The 17,729-nt window shown below is 65.3% G+C and carries 17 protein-coding genes; 12 read left to right on the top strand and 5 right to left on the bottom strand.

What is annotated here, in order from left to right; all coding sequences use genetic code 11:
* The first annotated feature begins 3 nt into the window (after window positions 1-3).
* From hpaI to R6G97_RS05995, 7 genes are all read left to right on the top strand, one after another.
* The gene (gene hpaI, locus R6G97_RS06025) at window positions 4-804 is read left to right on the top strand and encodes a 4-hydroxy-2-oxoheptanedioate aldolase (RefSeq protein WP_317847895.1); all 801 of its coding nucleotides are present in this window, start codon (window positions 4-6) and stop codon (window positions 802-804) included.
* Window positions 805-949: 145 nt separating this feature from the next.
* On the top strand, window positions 950-2,248 hold the full coding sequence (locus R6G97_RS06020; RefSeq protein WP_317847894.1) for an NAD(P)/FAD-dependent oxidoreductase: 1,299 nt from the start codon (window positions 950-952) through the stop codon (window positions 2,246-2,248).
* A gap of 30 nt (window positions 2,249-2,278) precedes the next feature.
* Entirely contained in the window at window positions 2,279-2,644 is a 366-nt protein-coding gene (locus R6G97_RS06015) for a cupin domain-containing protein (RefSeq protein ID WP_070092929.1), read from the top strand.
* A 225-nt stretch (window positions 2,645-2,869) separates the two neighbouring features.
* The gene (locus R6G97_RS06010) at window positions 2,870-3,853 is read left to right on the top strand and encodes a helix-turn-helix transcriptional regulator (protein ID WP_197852897.1); all 984 of its coding nucleotides are present in this window, start codon (window positions 2,870-2,872) and stop codon (window positions 3,851-3,853) included.
* A gap of 96 nt (window positions 3,854-3,949) precedes the next feature.
* Window positions 3,950-4,819: a transporter gene (locus R6G97_RS06005; RefSeq protein ID WP_196161841.1), complete on the top strand. Its 870-nt coding sequence runs from the start codon at window positions 3,950-3,952 to the stop codon at window positions 4,817-4,819.
* A gap of 10 nt (window positions 4,820-4,829) precedes the next feature.
* On the top strand, window positions 4,830-5,999 hold the full coding sequence (locus R6G97_RS06000; protein WP_196168317.1) for an MFS transporter: 1,170 nt from the start codon (window positions 4,830-4,832) through the stop codon (window positions 5,997-5,999).
* Window positions 5,996-7,105 carry a class II histone deacetylase gene (locus R6G97_RS05995; RefSeq protein WP_197852899.1) on the top strand — a complete coding sequence of 370 codons (1,110 nt, stop codon included), beginning with the start codon at window positions 5,996-5,998 and terminating at the stop codon, window positions 7,103-7,105. Before R6G97_RS06000 ends, R6G97_RS05995 begins: the two co-directional genes overlap by 4 nt.
* 39 nt (window positions 7,106-7,144) lie before the next feature.
* On the opposite strand, the gene feaR is transcribed toward R6G97_RS05995, so the two are convergent.
* The 5 genes from feaR to R6G97_RS05970 all read right to left on the bottom strand — a co-directional run bounded on the left by feaR (window position 7,145) and on the right by R6G97_RS05970 (window position 12,766).
* Entirely contained in the window at window positions 7,145-8,110 is a 966-nt protein-coding gene (gene feaR, locus R6G97_RS05990; RefSeq protein ID WP_196168315.1) for a transcriptional regulator FeaR, read from the bottom strand.
* A 116-nt stretch (window positions 8,111-8,226) separates the two neighbouring features.
* Window positions 8,227-8,811, bottom strand: coding sequence for a DUF3156 family protein (locus R6G97_RS05985; protein WP_197852900.1), 585 nt, complete (start codon window positions 8,809-8,811; stop codon window positions 8,227-8,229).
* Window positions 8,792-10,291: an APC family permease gene (locus tag R6G97_RS05980; RefSeq protein ID WP_197852901.1), complete on the bottom strand. Its 1,500-nt coding sequence runs from the start codon at window positions 10,289-10,291 to the stop codon at window positions 8,792-8,794. The genes R6G97_RS05985 and R6G97_RS05980 overlap by 20 nt, the downstream gene beginning before the upstream one ends.
* 241 nt (window positions 10,292-10,532) lie before the next feature.
* Window positions 10,533-11,459: a p-hydroxyphenylacetate 3-hydroxylase reductase component gene (locus R6G97_RS05975; protein WP_197852902.1), complete on the bottom strand. Its 927-nt coding sequence runs from the start codon at window positions 11,457-11,459 to the stop codon at window positions 10,533-10,535.
* 137 nt (window positions 11,460-11,596) lie between these two features.
* Window positions 11,597-12,766 (bottom strand): p-hydroxyphenylacetate 3-hydroxylase oxygenase component, encoded by a 1,170-nt coding sequence (locus R6G97_RS05970; RefSeq protein ID WP_196168312.1) that lies wholly within the window; start codon window positions 12,764-12,766, stop codon window positions 11,597-11,599.
* Window positions 12,767-13,078: 312 nt separating this feature from the next.
* Between R6G97_RS05970 and R6G97_RS05965 the strand changes: the two genes are divergently transcribed.
* The 5 genes from R6G97_RS05965 (at window position 13,079) to R6G97_RS05945 (ending at window position 17,701) form a co-directional block, all read left to right on the top strand.
* Window positions 13,079-14,566 carry an aldehyde dehydrogenase family protein gene (locus R6G97_RS05965; protein ID WP_197852904.1) on the top strand — a complete coding sequence of 496 codons (1,488 nt, stop codon included), beginning with the start codon at window positions 13,079-13,081 and terminating at the stop codon, window positions 14,564-14,566.
* A gap of 11 nt (window positions 14,567-14,577) precedes the next feature.
* Entirely contained in the window at window positions 14,578-15,255 is a 678-nt protein-coding gene (locus R6G97_RS05960; RefSeq protein WP_196168310.1) for a helix-turn-helix transcriptional regulator, read from the top strand.
* 75 nt (window positions 15,256-15,330) lie between these two features.
* Window positions 15,331-16,149, top strand: a complete 819-nt coding sequence (locus R6G97_RS05955) for a molybdenum cofactor biosynthesis F family protein (protein WP_196168309.1) — start codon at window positions 15,331-15,333, stop codon at window positions 16,147-16,149.
* Window positions 16,146-16,937, top strand: coding sequence for an SDR family NAD(P)-dependent oxidoreductase (locus R6G97_RS05950; RefSeq protein WP_317847893.1), 792 nt, complete (start codon window positions 16,146-16,148; stop codon window positions 16,935-16,937). Before R6G97_RS05955 ends, R6G97_RS05950 begins: the two co-directional genes overlap by 4 nt.
* Window positions 16,934-17,701: an SDR family oxidoreductase gene (locus R6G97_RS05945; protein WP_197852906.1), complete on the top strand. Its 768-nt coding sequence runs from the start codon at window positions 16,934-16,936 to the stop codon at window positions 17,699-17,701. Before R6G97_RS05950 ends, R6G97_RS05945 begins: the two co-directional genes overlap by 4 nt.
* The last annotated feature ends 28 nt before the right edge of the window (window positions 17,702-17,729 follow it).

Here is a 17,729-nt window from a genome sequence, read left to right as displayed (position 1 = left end):
GCCATGGACATACCCATCAACACCTTCAAGCAACGCCTGCAACGCGGCGACACGCAGATCGGCCTGTGGCTGGGGCTGGCAGCCCCGTATTGCGCGGAGCTGGCGGCCAATGCCGGTTTCGACTGGCTGCTGATCGACGGCGAGCACGCGCCCAACGACCTGCGCAGCCTGCTAGGCCAATTGCAGGCCATCGCCCCCTACCCCAGCCAGGCGGTGATCCGCCCGGTGATCGGCGACACGGCGCTGATCAAGCAGGTGCTGGACATCGGCGCCCAGACCTTGCTGGTACCCATGGTCGAAAGTGCCGATCAGGCCCGAGCGCTGGTGCGCGCCATGCGTTATCCGCCGAGCGGCGTGCGCGGTGTCGGCAGCGCCTTGGCGCGGGCCTCGCGCTGGAACACGATTCCCGGTTACCTCGACCAGGCCGATGCCCAGATGTGCCTGTTGGTACAGATCGAAAACCGCGAAGGCCTGGCCAACCTGGATGGGATCTGCGCGGTCGAAGGTGTCGACGGTGTGTTCATCGGCCCAGCCGACCTGAGCGCGGCCATGGGCCATCGCGGCAACCCCGGACACCCGGAGGTCCAAGCCGCGATCGAGGACGCCATCGTGCGGATTCGCCAAGCGGGCAAAGCCGCGGGGATTCTCAGCGCCGACCAGAAGCTGGCCCGACGCTACATCGAACTGGGAGCCGCCTTCGTGGCTGTCGGTGTGGACACCACCGTCCTGATGCGCGGGTTGCAGGCGCTGGTGGGCACGTTCAAGGAAGGGAAAGCAAGCATCGCACCAAGCGGGGTCTACTAAACCCACCCTGTTGGCCCCGGCAGCCAGCGTCAAAAGCGCGGCAGCCACAGGCAAGACACCTACCGGTCGTTAGGCGCTCAATACGTATACCGCGCAACGGCTAAAGCAAGCCCACATCAATAATTCCAACTGTCCAGGCTGCGCCATGATCAACATCGAAACGCCGACCTACTACACGGCCACCAAGAAGTACAACCTCAGTTTCCCGACCCTGGAAAGCGACATCGACGCCGACGTGGTGGTGATCGGTGGCGGTTTTTCCGGCATCAATACTGCCCTGGAGCTCGCGGAAAAAGGCATCTCCAACATCGTAGTGCTCGAAGCCCGCTACCTGGGCTTCGGCGGCACCGGGCGCAACGGCGGACAGATCATGGCCGGCATCGGCCATGACCTCGAGAAGATCAAGGCCAGCGTCGGCGACCAAGGCCTGCGCGAGATCTTTGAGATCAGCGAGCTGGGTGCCGGCATCATCAAGGAACGCATCGCCCGTTACGCCATCGATGCCGACTTCTGCCACGGTTATGGCTACATGGGCTTCAATGCCCGTCAGGAAAAGACCCTGCGCGCCTGGGAAAAGGACTTCAAGGCCATCAACCAGAAGGACGAGATCCGCTTCCTGGGCGGCTCGGAGGTCAAGCAGATCATCGGCTCGGACGCCTACAGCAGCGCCCTGCTGCACATGGGGGGCGGCCACGTGCATTCGCTCAACCTGCTGCTCGGCGAAGCCCAGGCGTTGGTGGGTCATGGCGCACGCATCTTCGAACACAGCCCGGCACTGGAAGTGCAGTACGGCGAGCGCATTACCGTGCGCACCGGCCGCGGTTCGGTCAAGGCCAGCAAGTTGCTGTGGGCCTGTGACAGCTTCCTCAACAAGCTCGAGCCTGAACTGCACGCCAAGACCATCAACACCTACGCCTTCCAGATGATGACCGAGCCGCTGTCGGACGAGCTCATCCAGCGCATCAGCCCGATTCGCGGCGCCTACAGCGATATCCGCCCAGTGATCGACTACTACCGCGTGACCCGCGAGAACCGCTTGCTGTTCGGTGCCGCCACGCCCTTCGTCGAGCACATCCCCCAGGACCTCAAAGCCTGGAACCGCAACCTGATGCTGAAGATTTTCCCGTACCTCAAGGACGTGCGCATCGACCTGGCCTGGGGCGGCCCGATGGCCACCAGCGCCAACCTGTTCCCGCAGATCGGCACCTTGAGCAACCGCCCCAATGCCTTCTACGTGCAGGGCTATTCGGGCTTCGGCGTCACACCCAGCCACATCATTTGCAAGATCCTCGCCGAAGGCATGCACGAAGGCTCCTCGCGTTATGACCTGATCAGCTCGGTCAAGCACGCGCGGATCCTCGGCAAGGACCATATCCGCCCACTGCTGCTGACTGCCGGCAAGACCGTGCATCAGCTGTCGGGCTTCTTCAACGGCCGTCGTTGACCGCTGACTCTCAACTACTGGAGATACCCCATGACCCTTACCGCCGTCCGCCAAGGCGTGCAATTGTCCGAACTCGACGCCTGGGGCACCGTTGCCGACCTGGGCTCGACCATCCTCGAAGGCGAGGTCAAGTGCTACGGCAAGATGACCCACGGCGCCCCGACCGACCCAGTCAGCAGCGCTTACTTCGGCACCACCCGCGGCAAGTTCCGCATGGTCTATCCATTCAGCGAGCAGGCGGTGATCGTCACCGGTGAAATCCAGCTCACCGACGAATCCACCGGCCAGGTCACCCGCTACAAAGCCGGCGACGCCTGGTTCGTCACCAAGGGCACCCCTGTGCTCTGGGAAGTGCTCAGCGAGACCTTCGTCAAGCACTACCTGGCGGTAGCCTGACCCCTACGACGCCTCTCCCGTGGGAGCGGATTTACCCGCGAAAGCGTCAGTGCCTTCACCGACGCATTCGCGGGTGAACCCGCTCCCACAGCTTCGTGCACGACAGCCTTGGGAACGCGGCGTCACTGCATCCTGCATTTGCAGGATGGCCCTCACCTGCCGACCTTGGCGATACTTCTTCACAGGCCCTGACAACAACAAGAACGTCTCAGCCAGGTACCGCCTATGTGCAGCTCCAATTCCGACTTTCTCGCGTCTCCCGGTTTCACGCAGTTCAACGCCTTGGTGCTGGAGTTGCAGCGCCTGGCCCAAGAGCAGCCGCTGTCGCGCTTCCATGACCAGATCCTGCAACGGGTCCGGGCGTTGATCCCGTTCGACCAGGCCTGGTGGGGGCGTGCCGCGCTGATCGACGGGCTGCCCGATGAGCACAGCAGTCATGTCTTCGGCCTGCCGCCTGAATACCTGCAAGACTGGCAGTCGATCCGCGATCAGGACCCTACGGTCGGCCTGGTCCATGCCTGCCCCGGACGCGCGGTCATCGTCGACAGCCAAGCCAGGGAAACGCCTTGCGGCCTGCGCTGGCTGGGCGTCAAGCACGGGTTCGGCGAGTTCTTGTGCATCATCCATATCGACCCGCAGACCCAGCTCAGCGTGCACCTGACACTCTATCGGGCGATCGGCGCCACCCGCTTTACCGCTCATGAGTGTTTTCTGCTGGACCACCTGATGCCGCACCTGGTGGCTGCTGAGGGCGCCAACCAGATTCGTGCCCTGGTCGCATTGCGCGAAGCACTCGACGGCGCCAACACCCTGGCCTTGGCCGTGTGCGACCGCCAAGGCACACTGCACTACGCCGAGCGCGGCTTCGTCGAACGCCTGCTGCTGGAGTGGCCGGATTGGACCGGCCCGCACCTGCCTGAGCAAGTCAGCCCAGACAGCTACCGTGGCCGCCAGTTGCAACTGGACTCCACTGCCGTGGGCGATCTGTTCCTGCTGACGGCCCGCCCACGTTCGGCCTTGAGCCTGCTCAGCGCCCGCGAAGCCGATGTGGCCGAGCGCTTCGGCGCGGGCGATACCTACAAAGAAATCGCTCGCCAGCTCGGCGTCGCCCCCAACACCGTGCGCCACCACATCCGCAGCATCTACACCAAGCTGGGCGTCAACAGCAAAGCCGGTATCACCCAGCGGCTGCACCACCCACCCAGCTGACCTTGCCCTGACCCACCTCGCCCCGCCGTGTCCCATGGCGGGTTTGGGGATGCTTTGCCTGCCGTTCACCTATCACAACAACAAAGGAACAGCCCCATGCACCACCGCCGTACCTGCGCGTTACTCCTCCCTCTGGCCCTGGCCTGGCCAGATGCCCAGGCCGCCGACCTCAACGCCCGTGACTTCGTCACGGCTCCGGTGGGGACCAGCCTGGGGGTAGCCTACCTGCCACTGACCCGCTCCGGGGACTATCACGGGGCAGGCGACGACAATGGCAAGGCGGACCTCTCGGTCAACGCCTTCGCCTACCGCCAGCTGTGGTTCAGCGACATCTGCGGCACCCTCTGCACGCCCCAGTTCATCGTGCCCTACGTGGACACCGAAGCGCGCCTGCCCGGTGCCAACGAGCATCGCCGCGAGCGTGGCGTGGGCGACCCGCAGGTCGGCGGCACGCTGTTTTTCATCAACGACCCGCAGAGCCGCACCTACAGCGGGCTGCTGGGCTTGCTCAGCGTGCCGGTGGGCGAGTACCACAGCCAGAACCCGGACGTGTCGCCCGGCGCCAACCGTTGGGCACTGCACCTGAACTACAACTACACCCAAGGTGTGGGTGAGCGCTGGCTGCTCGAAGCCAACCTTGAAGCCCAGCTGTACGGCAAGAACGACGATTATTTCGGCGCCGATCTGCAGCAAAAGCCGCTGTACCGCCTGCAGGCGTTCGCCTCCTACGATCTGACCCCCACCACCTACGGCGCCTTGCGCCTGATCCATGCCGATGGCGGCGAACTGGAGCTCGACGGTCGGCGTCTGGACGATACCCACCAACGCTACACCCAGGCCGGATTCGAACTCGGCCACTGGCTCGACTCACGCAACCAAGTGCTGCTGGGCCTGACCCGCAACGTATCGACCGACAACGCCTACGCGCAGGACAACCTGCTGCTGCGTTTCGTCCACGTCTTCTGAGGAAAGCGCCATGACCCTGTTTCCTGCAATCGGCCTGGCGCCCCTGCGCCTGCTGGCCATCGTGCTGTTCGCCGCCGTGGTGCCCTGCGTGCTGATGACCGCACCGGCCGTCGCGACCCAATACGCCCTGCAACTGGGCCTGGGCCCGGCGCGAATAGGCCAGTTGTTTTCCGTTGAACTGGCCGCCATGAGCCTGGCCACCCTACCCGCCTACTACTGGCAATCACGTTGGGACTGGCGCCAGGTAGCCCGGGGCGCAGCCTTGCTGTTCATCGGCGCCAACCTGGCGAGCGCCTTCAGCGACCAGTACGTCACACTGATGGCCTTGCGCGCCCTGAGCGCCCTGGCCGGCGGCAGCCTGATGGTGGTGTGCATCGCCAGCGCGGCGCAGAGCCCGCAGGCAGACCGCGTCTATGGCCTGTGGGTCAGCGGGCAATTGATCCTCGGTGCGGTCGGGCTGTGGGTGCTGCCACCGCTGTTCGCCAATTATGGGCTCAAGGCCCTTTACCTCGGTCTGGCCATGCTGATGGTGCTGTGCCTGCCGCTGGCCGGCGCGTTCAGTGCCGGCAAGGCCAGCAACGGCCGGCATGCGGTGAGCCCACCGACCGGCCAAGGCTGGCTGCCCGGCTTGTGCGGTCTGTTCGCGGTCCTGGTGTTCTATGCCGGGCTCAGTGCGGTATGGACATTCATCGGCAGCGTCGCCGCCGACTCGGCCATCGAACCTGCCGACAGTGGTCGGATCCTGTCGATCGCCACCCTGCTAGGTATCGCCGGGTCCCTGTGCGCCACCCTGATTGGGCCACGCTGGCCTCGCAACCGGCTCCTGGGCCTGGGCCTCGGGCTGATGACCGCTGCCATCTGCCTGCTGCTGGACGCCCCGAGCCTGTTGCGCTTCGCCGGCGCCGCCCTGCTGTTCAAGTTCTGCTGGACCTTCGTGCTGCCCTTCATCCTGGCCTGCCTGGCCGACTTGGACCGCCATGGCCGGCTGATGAACAGCGCCAACTTGGTCATTGGCGGTGGCCTTGCCCTGGGCCCGGCCATCGCAGGCCCTGTGCTGGAGACGGGTCTGGGCATGCGCAGCGTCCTGATCGGCAGCGCCTGCTGCCTGTTGCTGGCCTTTACCGCCCTGATGATCACCCGCCGTTGCCGTTTTCTCGTCACCACTGGAGTACACCCATGACCCGTCGTACCGCCTTCTTCTTCGATGAGCTGTGTTTCTGGCACAGCGCCGGCATGCATGCCTTGACCCTACCGGTTGGCGGCTGGGTGCAGCCCCCTGCCGCGGCCGGCTTTGCCGAATCGCCGGAAACCAAGCGCCGCCTGAAAAACCTGCTGGATGTCTCCGGCCTGAGCCAGGCCCTGCGGCAACACAGTGCGCCGTCGGCCGACGAAGCAGACCTGCTGCGGGTGCATTCGCCGGACTACCTGCAACGCTTCAAGGCACTGAGCGATGCCGGGGGTGGCGAGCTGGGGCCACAGGCACCAGTCGGTCCCGGCAGCTATGAAATCGCCAAGCGTTCGGCAGGCCTTGCCATTGCCGCGGTGGACGCCGTGCTGCGCGGTGAAGCCGACAATGCCTACTCGCTGTCACGCCCGCCTGGGCACCACTGCCTGGCCGATCAGGCCATGGGCTTTTGTTTCCTGGCCAACATCCCCATCGCCATCGAAGCGGCCAAGGCACGTCATGGCTTGAACAAGGTGGCGGTGATCGACTGGGACGTGCATCACGGCAACGGCACCCAGTCGATCTACGAATCACGCAGTGATGTGCTGACCATTTCGCTGCATCAGGAGCACTGCTATCCGCCAGGCTACAGTGGCGCCGAAGACCGCGGCCAGGGCGCGGGCGAAGGCTTCAACCTGAACATCCCGCTACCGGCCGGCAGTGGCCACGACGCCTACCTGCACGCGATGCGACAGATCGTGCTGCCGGCGCTGGAGCGTTTCGCCCCCGAGCTGATCGTGGTCGCCTGCGGTTACGACGCCAACGCGGTGGACCCGCTCGCACGCATGCTGCTGCACAGCGATTCGTTCCGTGCGATGACCGCGCTGCTGCGTGAGGCCGCCGAGCAGCATAGCGCCGGGCGCCTGGTGCTGGTACATGAAGGGGGCTACTCGGAAGCCTATGTGCCGTTCTGCGGATTGGCGGCGATCGAGGAACTGGTAGGCGTGCGCACGGCGGTGCAAGACCCCATGCTGCCGTTCCTCCAGGCGCAGCAACCGGGGGCGGCCCATGGAAAATTCCTGGCCGAGTATGTGCAGAACTTGGCTACACGGTTGCTATGAAGGCTCAGGGGCTGCGTTGCAGCCCCTTTTTTTGTAGGTCTAGCGCCCGGCAAACAGGGCCATGGCCCGGTAGTCCTTGGGCGACTGCTCGAACTGTTTCTTGAACGAACGGCTGAAATGCGCCGAGTCGGTGAACCCCCACTTGTAGGCGATCGAGGTGATCGATTCGCCCCTGAGGAACGGGTTGGACAAGTCATCGGCACTGCGCCGCAGGCGTGAGCGCTGGATGTAACGACAAACGCTGTCGCCCTCCTCTTCGAACAATCGGTACAGGTGACGCACCGAGATGCTCAGCCGACTGGCAAGGCTCGCCGGCGTCAGCCCAGGCTCGCCAAGGGACTCATCAATGACCTTTTGCACGTAGCTGCGCAGGTTCGCGCCGTTCAGGCCGGCCAGGTTGCAGGCGCTGTCCTCGCTGCGTTCGAAGCCCGGCTCGAGCAGGGCAATGAATGCCGCTTGCAAGGCATCACCCTGAGTGCTGGGGACGGCTCCCTCATCGCCTTCGCGGCACAGCTGGTCCATCAACAGGTGCAGCATGCGCCCACAGGCGTTGGTCGAGGAAATCTTGCCGAACAATGTGTCCTGGCCTTGCAGGTGGCGACGCACCTGTTCCCGGGACAACGACAGGGACGTGTGCTCGATCAACCCGAACGGTGTGATTTCACAGGGGCCGACCGAATCCATCAGCAGCAGCTCGCCTGGCGCGAGTTGTATGCTGACGCCATCCTGGGTCACTTGGGAGTACCCAGTGCGCTGGCTGACCAGAAAGCAGTGTTGGTCGTCATCGCAGTCGGCGTTATCGCCCAGGCGGCGGATATTGCCGGCGTTGGTGCGCAGGTTGGCCAAGGGTAGACCTGCGCGGGAGCAGGTCGAGATCTCGCCGATGAACAGCGAGCGATTGAACGCAAGCTCCGTTTCGAAACGGCCACAGACTTGCTGCATGGCCGAGGTCCAGCGGTCCAGACCGTCGCTGTTGAGTCCAGGGGTGGGTTGAGCATTGGGCATGGAGGCCTCCACACGCGAAGCATTTGTAGTTATGCGCCAATTGTTAACATGTTATCAATGAGCGCACAACTGTCATCGTTCGCGTGTAGAGGAAAGCCGGGCGACCGGGCGGGCCTTCAGCTGTCGCGCAAAGCCTGCTCAAGTGCGTCGAAGGCTCGCCAGAGATGGCTGCGCTGATCAGTGCCAAGGGGGATGTAGCGCCGGAACGCTGGCATGCGGTTGACCACTTCACTGCCACCCATATGCTCCAGGGTGACGTGCCACTGGCCGCTGTGGCACTCCAGCGCCAGGCGCTTGAAGTCCAGCGGCATCAGCGCCGAGCGCAGTGTGGCGTCAGTGCTGAGGCGGTACTCGAAGTCCTCAAAGCGCGCCCGATCCCCGTCACGCAGCCGACACACCAGGCCCGCGCGCCGCACCAGGCCGCTGTGCCGCACCTCCAGACGCAACGCACCCGTCTGCCTAGTTGGCACCCGCAGGCTGAACTGGCACATCACCAGGTGCATCAGCAGGTGGCTTTCTGTGCGCTCGCTCACCTCCAGCACCGGACCATCCTTGCGGTAGGTAAAGCGGGCAAGACCACGCTCCAGGCACGTGAAATCGCCCAGGCCTAGGTTGCGCTGCAGATGCCCAAGGGTCACCCCAGGTCGGTAGCCGGCCGGCGTACGCGGGCCGGTGAGACGCTCAAGCCAGCTCGCTGACATGCTGCACCTGCTGGGAGTGGGCGTGGCCGGGCTCGGCGTTGAACTCTTTCTCCAGCACCTCCTCGACCCGTGCCGGCTTGAATGGGTTGACTTTCTGCACGCACAGCGTCCAGAACAGCGCGTAGGCCGCGGTGCCGCCCAGCATCACCGCGAAGGGTACGTACACATCGGCCGGGTCCATGCCTGGCGGGGTGATGAACCACATGCCCAGCACGATGCCGATGCTCGAGACGATCTGCGGCAGCGGGAATAGTGGCGAGCGATAGGCCCGCGGCAGGTCGGGCCTGCGGATACGCAGGATCACCACCGACAGGGTCACCAGCAGGTAGGCCGTGCTCCAGGCGCAAACAGCGGCCAGCACCAGGTGCAGGATGTTGTCGGTATTGCCGCCCAGGTACCAGGCGTGCAGGCACGGGATGAGCGCTACCACCAGGATGCACACCAATGGTGTCTTGAAGCGCGGGTGCAGGTAGGTGAAGACCTTGGGCAGCGCACCATCGACCGCCATGCCGTAGAGGATGCGCGGCACCCCGGCCATCAGGGTGTTGATGGTGGCAGCACCAGCGAACAGGAAGCCGATACCCAGCCAGATCGGCCCGATATCGCCCATCACCTGCTCAGCGAAGCGCGGAATCGCCATGGGCGTATCCAGCAGGTGCAGCCCGGAGGCGGCGTCGAGCACCACGTTCTCCACCTGGCGCTTCATGGCCGCGCCATAGATGAACATGCAGCTGGCCACACCGAACAGGCCCAGGGCCATGGCCTTTGGCATCACCCAGGCCGAACGGCGCAACTCTGGTGCCAGGGGCGTGACGAACTCGCAGCCCACGAACATGAACATCGCCATGCCCACCAGCGAGAGCACCGTGACCAGGTCGGTTCCGACCATCGACACACCGAACGGCCCGTCCAGCTCCACCGCCGGCGCGGCCAGCAGGCCGAGCACGCCAAACACCATCAGGGTGGTCCACATGCCGAAGGTCAGCACCACCTCGGCACGGCCGAAGGCACTGACGCCGAACGCGTTCAGCACGCCGAACACCAGCACGAAGCCGACGCCCAGCAGCCAGGAGCCACCCGCCGATTCGGCCAGGGTGTTCAGGTGCTCGAAGTTCACCAAGGCCATCACCCCCGAGAGGATGGTCTCGGCGGTACCGGCGAAGACATGCACGATCAGGTAAGCCGAGAGGGTGCCGGTGATGGCGAAGAAACGCCCCAGGCCGCAGTTGATGTAGTCATAGACGGAGCCGGTGGTCGGCAGGATCGCCGCCGCCTCGGCAAAGGTGGTGGACTGCGCCAGCATCATCAGCGCGGCGATCACCATGGCCACGGCGAAGGCGCTGCCGCCAATGCCGAAGCCCATGGTCGCGGTGAGGATGACCGGACTGGCCATGATCAGGCCGACGGTACTGGCCAGCGCGGTGGGGAAACCGACGCTGCCACGGTTCAGGTGCTCAGTGAGCTTATTGTTGATTGTCATGGGAAGTGCCCTGGCTAGACGAGGGAGAAAATGCCCGCAAGCCAGGCGTATCGCAAGTGCTCGCGATCGCCCAGCCTGCCCTGGCACTGTGCGCCAGTGGCCGGCGCCGGTCTTGACGCTGGCTGCCGTGGGGCTTGTTGCTGGCTGCCAGACGCCCAGGCTTCGCGCTCCATCGCCCTTGCCACGCATAGGTGCGGCACAGATGAACGCGCGAAGACCGTTCATCCGCAGGGTCGGGCAGTCAGCCCTGTATCACTGCCTTGAGCACCGTCTTGAAGGTCTCCAGCTGTTGATCGCTGAATTGCCCGAACACCCGCTCCTGCTGGGCTTGGGCGAGGCTCCATAGCCCTTCGGTCTCGTCACGGCCCTTGTCGGTGAGGCACACCCGACCGTTGTCATCGCTGACCAATCCCTTGCGCGAGAGGTTGGCGACGGCCTCGACGATTTCCCGCTCAGGCATCGCCACCTCGCGCAACAATTCAGGCAGTGCCAGGCCTGCGTCGTGCTCCAGCACCATGAGCATGCGTGCTTCGCTGGTGCGCAGGCCTGTGGCCAGTTGCTGCGGCTGATAGCTGGCCTGGTAGGCGCGTAGCGCCTGGGTCATCAGGTAGTACAGGTTGTGCTGCAAGCGCCCCTGGAAGTGACTGCTGGGCGGCTGCCCCTCGCTGCGGCGAGTCATGCGGGTATGGGGCAATACCATGGAGTAGGCACCCTGGTGATACAGCAACGGCGAGCGCCCCAGATCGTCGAAGGCCAGCACCTTGCCGATCAGAATCCAGTGATCGCCCCCGTCAAGCTGCTGGTACTTCTGGCAACGCAGGCGCGCCGCACAATCCGGCAACAAGGGCGCACCGCCCTCGCCCTCCTCATGCTCGATACCGGCAAAACGGTCTTCGCTGGGGCGGGCGAAGGTGTTGGACAGGTCGATCTGATCGGCGGCCAGCACGTTCACGGCAAAGTGCTCGGCGGCTTCGAACACGGCATGGCTGCTGGAGCGTTTGTCCAGGCTCCAGAGGATCAACGGCGGGTCGAGGGATACCGAATTGAAGCTGTTGGCGGTGACGCCAACCTTGCGACCGCTGGCATCGGCAGCGGTGATCACGGTAACGCCAGTGGCGAAGTTGCCCAACGCGCGACGAAAGGCGCGGGCATCGAAGGAAGTGGACATGCAAGGCTCCTGTTCTTGTTTTGAGATTGGCGTCGGCCCATGCACGGATAAACCCGCTTCCACAGGGGCCTGTGGTGAGTCGTGGGAGCGGGTTTACCCGCGAATGGTCACATCCGTCACTGCGTGGGCATGGCCCCTCAGGTCATCGCCGGATCCGGCTCCAGGCCCATCAACTCGCGCCCGAGAATCTGCGCGCACACGTCGTAGTCGGTGTAGGCGTGGGCGCCGGTCAGGTGCGCATCGCGGAACAGCCGCTGCATCTCGTTGCTTTCAAACCAGGCGCCGCCACCGGCGGCTTCCATCAGGCGATCCACCGCCTGGATGCACATCTTGGTGGCGTAGCCCTGATTGGTGCGCCAGAACGCCAGTTGCGTGCGCGTCGGGTACTGGTGGCGGGCGCTGAATTCAGCGATCTCCTCCCAGCTCTTTTCCAGCAAGGCGCGCGCCGCCGCCACTTGATGGGTGGACTCGGCCAGGCGCATCAGCGCCGGCGTCGCCGCACCGACCGCGGCCCCGGTGTAGGCACGCACGCGGTTGCGGGTCTTGTCGCGGAACACCTCGAGCATGCGCTCTGCGATCCCCAGGCTGACCGTGGAGAAGCCGCTGGCGAAGTACGGACGATAAGGGTTGAAGTAGATCTGGCTGTCCGGGTAAAGGCCAAAGCCTGCGGACTTGCCTTCCATCATGTCCTTGGCTTTCTGGATCCGGTATTCGGGCACGAAGGCGCGCTCGACGACCAAGGTACGACTGCCACTGGCGCGCATGCCCACGGCATACCAGTCGTCGCGGATCTGGTAGTCGCTGCGCGGCAGTACCGCGAAGCAATAGTCCTGCCCGCCTTCGTCGTTGGCGCGGCGAAAGCCCATGATCGCCCATTCGGCATGGTCGCAGCCGCTGCTCCAGCCCATCTCGCCACTGAACAGCACGCCGCCGTCGACCTCCTCGGTGCGGCCGAACGGCGCGATGCTGCTGCTGGCGGTCGCATCCGGGTCCGTGCCCCAGATTTCCTCCTGTAACCGGGCCGGGAACATTGCCAGTTGATGGCTGTGGGTGCACAGCAGGCTCATCGCCCAGGCGGTACTGGCGCAAGCGCCGGCCAAGGTGGCGATGCATTCGGCGAATGCCGGCAAGCTGATCTCCAGGCCACCGTAAGGCTTGGGCAAAAAGGCCCTGTGCAAGCCGATGCCCTTGAGCAGCGCGATGTTTTCAGCGGGCACGGTGCGCTCACGCTCGGCCTGGGCAGCATTGGCGGCGATGGCGGGCAGCAGTGGCTTGAGGTCTTCCAGCAGGGAATTTGGCTTTTTCATGGTCTGGCTCATTGTTATTGGACCTTGGCGAGCGGTGGCGTCTCGCTGATGAATGCCGGGCCAGTATGGGAGCCATCCGGCGGCGCTGGAAATGCACCTTCCGCAGCTCGAATTGTACTTTTCATGGGATCGCCCAGGCTGGCAGCCTGGGTCATGGGCGTTGGCACAGGCAGACAAGAACCACGGCAGGGCCAGCTTTAAGCTCGGCCTGACGCATGTATCCCAGGGGCTCGCGCCTCCTCGCCCTGACGGCCGCCTCCACAGGCACGCAAGGGGCGCGCCACCCCCATCGACCCTACCCGGAGCCCGCCCATGAGCGACATCTCTTTGCTGCCCTCGGTCACTGCCTTCCTCGCGCGTGACCATGGCCTGTATATCCATGGTGAAACCGTCGCCAGCCAATCCGCGACGCGGATCGCCGTGGTCAACCCAGCCAATGGCGAAACCCTCGCCCAGGTGGCCGACGCCAGCCAGGTCGATGTCGAGCGCGCCGTGGCGTCGTCGCGCGAGGGCTTCCAGGCCTGGTCACGAACCAGCCCCGCAGCGCGTGCCTCGGTCCTGTTGCGCCTGGCCGATCTGCTGGAAGCCAACCGCGAGGAACTGGCGCAGCTGGAGACCTTGCAGTCCGGCAAACTGATCGGCATCGCGCGTGCCTTCGAGGTGGAGCAGGCCGCGCACTTCTTGCGCTATTACGCCGGCTGGGCAACCAAGATCACCGGCCAGACCATCACCCCGTCCCTGCCCTCCTTCGCAGGTGAACGTTACAGTGCGTACACCCTACGCGAGCCGATCGGTGTGGTGGTGGGCATCGTGCCGTGGAACTTCGCCACCATGATCGCCATCTGGAAACTGGCCTCCGCCCTGACCACCGGTTGCAGCATCATCCTCAAGCCCAGCGAGTTCACGCCCTTGACCCTCCTGCGGATCGCCGAGCTCGCCAGCGAAGCCGGGTTGCCCGCGGGCGCCCTGAACGTGCTGACCGGCGCAGGCACAGTGGGCAAGGCATTGGTGGAGCACCCTGGTACTGACAAGGTGTCGTTCACAGGTTCCGTGCCCACCGGCATTGCCGTGGGCCAGACGGCCATGGGCGCCAAGCTGACCCGGGCGACCCTGGAGCTAGGCGGCAAGAACGCCGTGGCGTTCCTGCCCGATGTACCGCTCGACAAGGCGGTGGAAGGGGTGATCGAGGCCGGCTTCCTGCATTCGGGGCAGATCTGCGCCGCTGGCGAGCGCTTCTATGTGCACCGCACGCGCATCGAGCCCTTGCTCGAAGCCCTGTCCGAGCGCCTGGGCCAATTGAAAATCGGCTCGCCACTGGACGAGAGCACCCAGTTCGGTCCCGTGGCCAACAAGCCGCATCAGCGCAAGTTGGGTGAGCTGTTCGCCACCGCCCGCGCCGAAGGCAGCCAGATCATTCATGGCGGCCGGATCGGCGACGGTCCGGGCTGCTTCGTCGACCCCACGGTGATCCTTGCCCGTTCCCCCAATGACACCCTGCTCAACCAGGAAACCTTCGGCCCAGTGGCAACCTTCCTGCCCTACGACACCGAGGACGAACTCCTGCACCTGATGAACGCCACGCCCTACGGACTCAGTGCCAGCCTGTGGACCAACGACCTGGCCAAGGCCATGCGCCTGATCCCCGAGATCCAGGCCGGCACCCTGTGGGTGAACATGCACACCCTGCTCGACCCTGCCGTGCCATTCGGCGGCATCAAGGCCTCGGGCATTGGCCGGGAGTTCGGTTCGGCATTCATCGACGACTTCACCGAACTCAAATCGGTGATGATCCGCTACTGAGGGCTGCCACCATGAACGCATCGGCTGTGGTATCCGACGATGCACTGGGCCGCTATTGCCTGCAGGCGTTCAGCCAGCAGGTGCCGGCGTCCCTGGCTGCGTTCTACCGCATCGACAGCCAGCAGCAGGCCTGCGACTTTCTACTGCAGGACATGCAACTGCCGATGCACCGGCGCTACCTGGAACACTACCGTGAGTACGACCCCCTGCAACCTGGGCGCTGCCTGGCGCTGGGGCGTCCGGTGGTGTCCTTGCGCCAAGGGCTTGCGCATTTGCCGCCGGCCCAGGGCCAGGCCTACCGGGGTTTTCTTCAGCGCCATCAGGTCGTGGACGTGGTGGAGATCATTGCCCAGGTCGGCGGTCGCCCCCTGGCCGGGGTGTCGTTGCTGCGCGGCGCAAACCTGGGCGAGTTCCGTGGCGAGGAACTCGACCGCCTGCTCCCGCTGCACGGCCTGATGCAAATGGCCGTGGCCAACCAACCGTCGACGACGGCCAAGCCGATCGCCACCCAGGCACTGACGCCCCGCGAATGGCAGATTGCCGAACTGCTGCGCGACGGCGCCAGCAACAAGGACATCGCCCGCGCCCTGGCCATCGGCCTGCCGACGATCAAGACGCACCTGATCAACCTGTTCCGCAAGCTGGGCGTGAGCAACCGCACCGAGCTGGTCAGCACCTTGTACCTGTGACTCAACCATCCGGTTGATACCGCGCCCCGGCGCATCCCGGCACCCTGTGGGCTCCACTTTCACAGGAGTACCGACATGCCGAACCCAACCGACTGGATCACCGTGGGCGCCCTTGCCGAAGGCTTCGCCCCCGAGGCGTTCATCCTGCCGCAGCTGGCGGACCTGGCCGGGCGTACCTTGACCCTGCATTTCGCCAATGGCTGGATCATCGAGCACCGTTTCGACGCCCAAGCCCTGCACTGGCACGCCGCCGACGGACACAGCGCCGGCAGTGCGCCGTACCGGGCGACCTCGGTGCGTCCTGGCATCTACCTGGTCGACTTCATCAAGCACGAAGCCGGCAAGGCCTGGTCGATTTCCCTGGTGCTGGACACCCTCAGCCAGTCCTTCACCGCCGTGCTCGGTCGCCTGCCCGAGGCCTCCCAGGTCGAGCGTGGGTTGTATGCCCGCGCCCTGGCCGGCGAGCCATTGACCGATGTGCAGGCGCACTTCCATCACGGCAGCCTGGACCACCCCTGGCAGGATGGCGCCTGCCCTCATGCACCGACCCAGGAGCTGGTGGGCTTGCGCAATCGCTACCGCTACAGCCCCACGGAAGAGTACGAGCACATCTACCTCAACGACCGCTACTACAGCTGGCAGTGCCTCAAGGGGGTCGAACAAGGCTTGTGCGACACCGACCGCGCGCACTATTACAAGATCGCCGAACAGCTGTACCTGTTCGTCTGGCGCGAAAAGATCGTGCCGACCCTGGGCCTGGTGATGATCGACCTGCAACAGCACCGCAGCGACGGCAAGATCTTTGGCTACCAAGGCGCTGACTTCGACGCCTTGTCGAACTTCCCGGTGTCCTCCCATTGCAGCGTCCTCAACCGCACGGAGTACGGCCTGTGAGCGGCAGTGTGCTCATCACCGGTGCCGGCAGCGGCATCGGTGAGGCCTGCGCCCGGCTGTTGGCGGCCCAAGGCTGGCGCACTGTGCTGGTAGGCCGTCGCCAGGCTGCGCTGGAGCGTGTGGCTGAGGACACCGGCGGGCTGGTGCTGGCTGCCGATGTCGCCAACAGCGCCACTTGGCCGGGCCTTATCGAACAGATCCGGGCCCATTGCGGTGGCCTCGACGGCGTGATCGCCAGCGCCGGCGGCCACGGCCTGGGCACCGCCTGCCAGACCTCCGATGAGGACTGGCAGACCGCCCTGCGCAGCAACCTGGACAGCGCCTTCCACACCGCCCGAGCCTGCTTGCCGCTGCTGCGCGAGCGTCGTGGCAGCCTGGTATTGCTCGGCTCCATCGCGGCCCTGGCGGCAGGGCCGGCCGTGTGCGGCTACACCACCGCCAAGCATGCCTTGATCGGCCTGACGCGCTCCCTGGCCCGCGACTACGGGCCAGAGGGTGTGCGGGTGAACTGTGTGTGCCCAGGCTGGGTGCGCACGCCCATGGCCGACCAGGAGATGCAGGTGCTGATGGACCATCACGCTGAGGACCTGGCCGCCGCCTATCGCCGGGTGACCGCCGACGTACCGCTGCGCCGCCCGGCCAGCGCCGAGGAAATCGCAGCGGTGTGCAGGTTCCTGCTCAGCAACGAGGCCAGCATCATTACCGGCGCGGTGATCGCCGCTGACGGTGGCTCGACCATCGTCGATGTGCCGACCCTGGCCTATGCCCAGCTGGGAGGTCAGCCATGACGGCCCACCATGACTTCAGTGGGCAGCGCGTGCTGGTGACCGGCGGTGCCCAAGGTATTGGCCGGGCCATCGTCGAGGCCTTCGCGCGCTGTGGTGCCCAGGTCCTGATCCTCGACCAGACCCCGGCCGACGCGCTGGTCGACAGCCTGCGCGCCCGGGGCTGCGAGGTGGGGGCCGTGGCCATCGACCTGGCCGATGCGCAGGCGATCCAGACCCTGCTGGCCGGGCTGGATCGCCTGGACGTACTGGTGCACAACGCGGCGTTCTTCCCGCTCACCGCCTTCGCCGAGATCGACCCTGCACTGCTGCAACGCACATTGGCAGTCAACCTGGAGGCGCTGTTCTGGCTGACCCAGGGTGCGTTGCCGCTGTTTCGCCGCCAGGGTCGGGGCTGCGTGCTGGCGACCTCATCGGTCACCGGCCCTCGGGTGGCGTACCCGGGGCTGTGCCACTACGCGGCATCGAAAGCCGGGGTCAACGGCTTCATTCGCAATGCTGCGCTCGAGCTTGCGCCCTTGGGTGTGCGGGTCAATGGGGTCGAGCCGGGCATGATTCGCACCCCGGCCATGGACAACCTCGGCGACCCCGCCCACAACCAGCGAATCGCCCGGGGCGTGCCCTTGGGCCGGCTAGGCGAGCCGGGTGATATCGCAGCAGCGATGGTGTTTCTGGCCAGCGATGCGGCCAGCTACATCACCGGCCAGACCTTGGTCGTGGACGGCGGTGCGACGCTGCCCGAAACCCAGGCGACCCTGGCGCCCTGAACTGGCTGCCAGGTGCAAGCGCCCTGGC

Origin of the sequence: Pseudomonas sp. HTZ2 (assembly GCF_033173945.1) — a bacterium.
Taxonomy (GTDB): domain Bacteria; phylum Pseudomonadota; class Gammaproteobacteria; order Pseudomonadales; family Pseudomonadaceae; genus Aquipseudomonas; species Aquipseudomonas guariconensis.
Note: the sequence above shows the minus strand (reverse complement) of the source record. Positions and strands in the feature narration are given on the sequence as shown.

Excerpts from the sequence above, each read along its gene's own strand:
- R6G97_RS06020 (WP_317847894.1), top strand. The coding sequence starts at position 950 with ATGATCAACATCGAAACGCCGACCTACTACACGGCCACCAAGAAGTAC.
- R6G97_RS05955 (WP_196168309.1), top strand. The coding sequence starts at position 15,331 with ATGCCGAACCCAACCGACTGGATCACCGTGGGCGCCCTTGCCGAAGGC.
- R6G97_RS05965 (WP_197852904.1), top strand. The coding sequence starts at position 13,079 with ATGAGCGACATCTCTTTGCTGCCCTCGGTCACTGCCTTCCTCGCGCGT.
- R6G97_RS06000 (WP_196168317.1), top strand. The coding sequence starts at position 4,830 with ATGACCCTGTTTCCTGCAATCGGCCTGGCGCCCCTGCGCCTGCTGGCC.
- hpaI (WP_317847895.1), top strand. The coding sequence starts at position 4 with ATGGACATACCCATCAACACCTTCAAGCAACGCCTGCAACGCGGCGAC.
- R6G97_RS05960 (WP_196168310.1), top strand. The coding sequence starts at position 14,578 with ATGAACGCATCGGCTGTGGTATCCGACGATGCACTGGGCCGCTATTGC.
- R6G97_RS06015 (WP_070092929.1), top strand. The coding sequence starts at position 2,279 with ATGACCCTTACCGCCGTCCGCCAAGGCGTGCAATTGTCCGAACTCGAC.
- R6G97_RS05970 (WP_196168312.1), bottom strand. The coding sequence starts at position 12,766 with ATGAAAAAGCCAAATTCCCTGCTGGAAGACCTCAAGCCACTGCTGCCC.
- R6G97_RS06010 (WP_197852897.1), top strand. The coding sequence starts at position 2,870 with ATGTGCAGCTCCAATTCCGACTTTCTCGCGTCTCCCGGTTTCACGCAG.
- R6G97_RS06005 (WP_196161841.1), top strand. The coding sequence starts at position 3,950 with ATGCACCACCGCCGTACCTGCGCGTTACTCCTCCCTCTGGCCCTGGCC.
- R6G97_RS05975 (WP_197852902.1), bottom strand. The coding sequence starts at position 11,459 with ATGTCCACTTCCTTCGATGCCCGCGCCTTTCGTCGCGCGTTGGGCAAC.
- R6G97_RS05995 (WP_197852899.1), top strand. The coding sequence starts at position 5,996 with ATGACCCGTCGTACCGCCTTCTTCTTCGATGAGCTGTGTTTCTGGCAC.
- R6G97_RS05985 (WP_197852900.1), bottom strand. The coding sequence starts at position 8,811 with ATGTCAGCGAGCTGGCTTGAGCGTCTCACCGGCCCGCGTACGCCGGCC.
- R6G97_RS05945 (WP_197852906.1), top strand. The coding sequence starts at position 16,934 with ATGACGGCCCACCATGACTTCAGTGGGCAGCGCGTGCTGGTGACCGGC.
- R6G97_RS05980 (WP_197852901.1), bottom strand. The coding sequence starts at position 10,291 with ATGACAATCAACAATAAGCTCACTGAGCACCTGAACCGTGGCAGCGTC.
- feaR (WP_196168315.1), bottom strand. The coding sequence starts at position 8,110 with ATGCCCAATGCTCAACCCACCCCTGGACTCAACAGCGACGGTCTGGAC.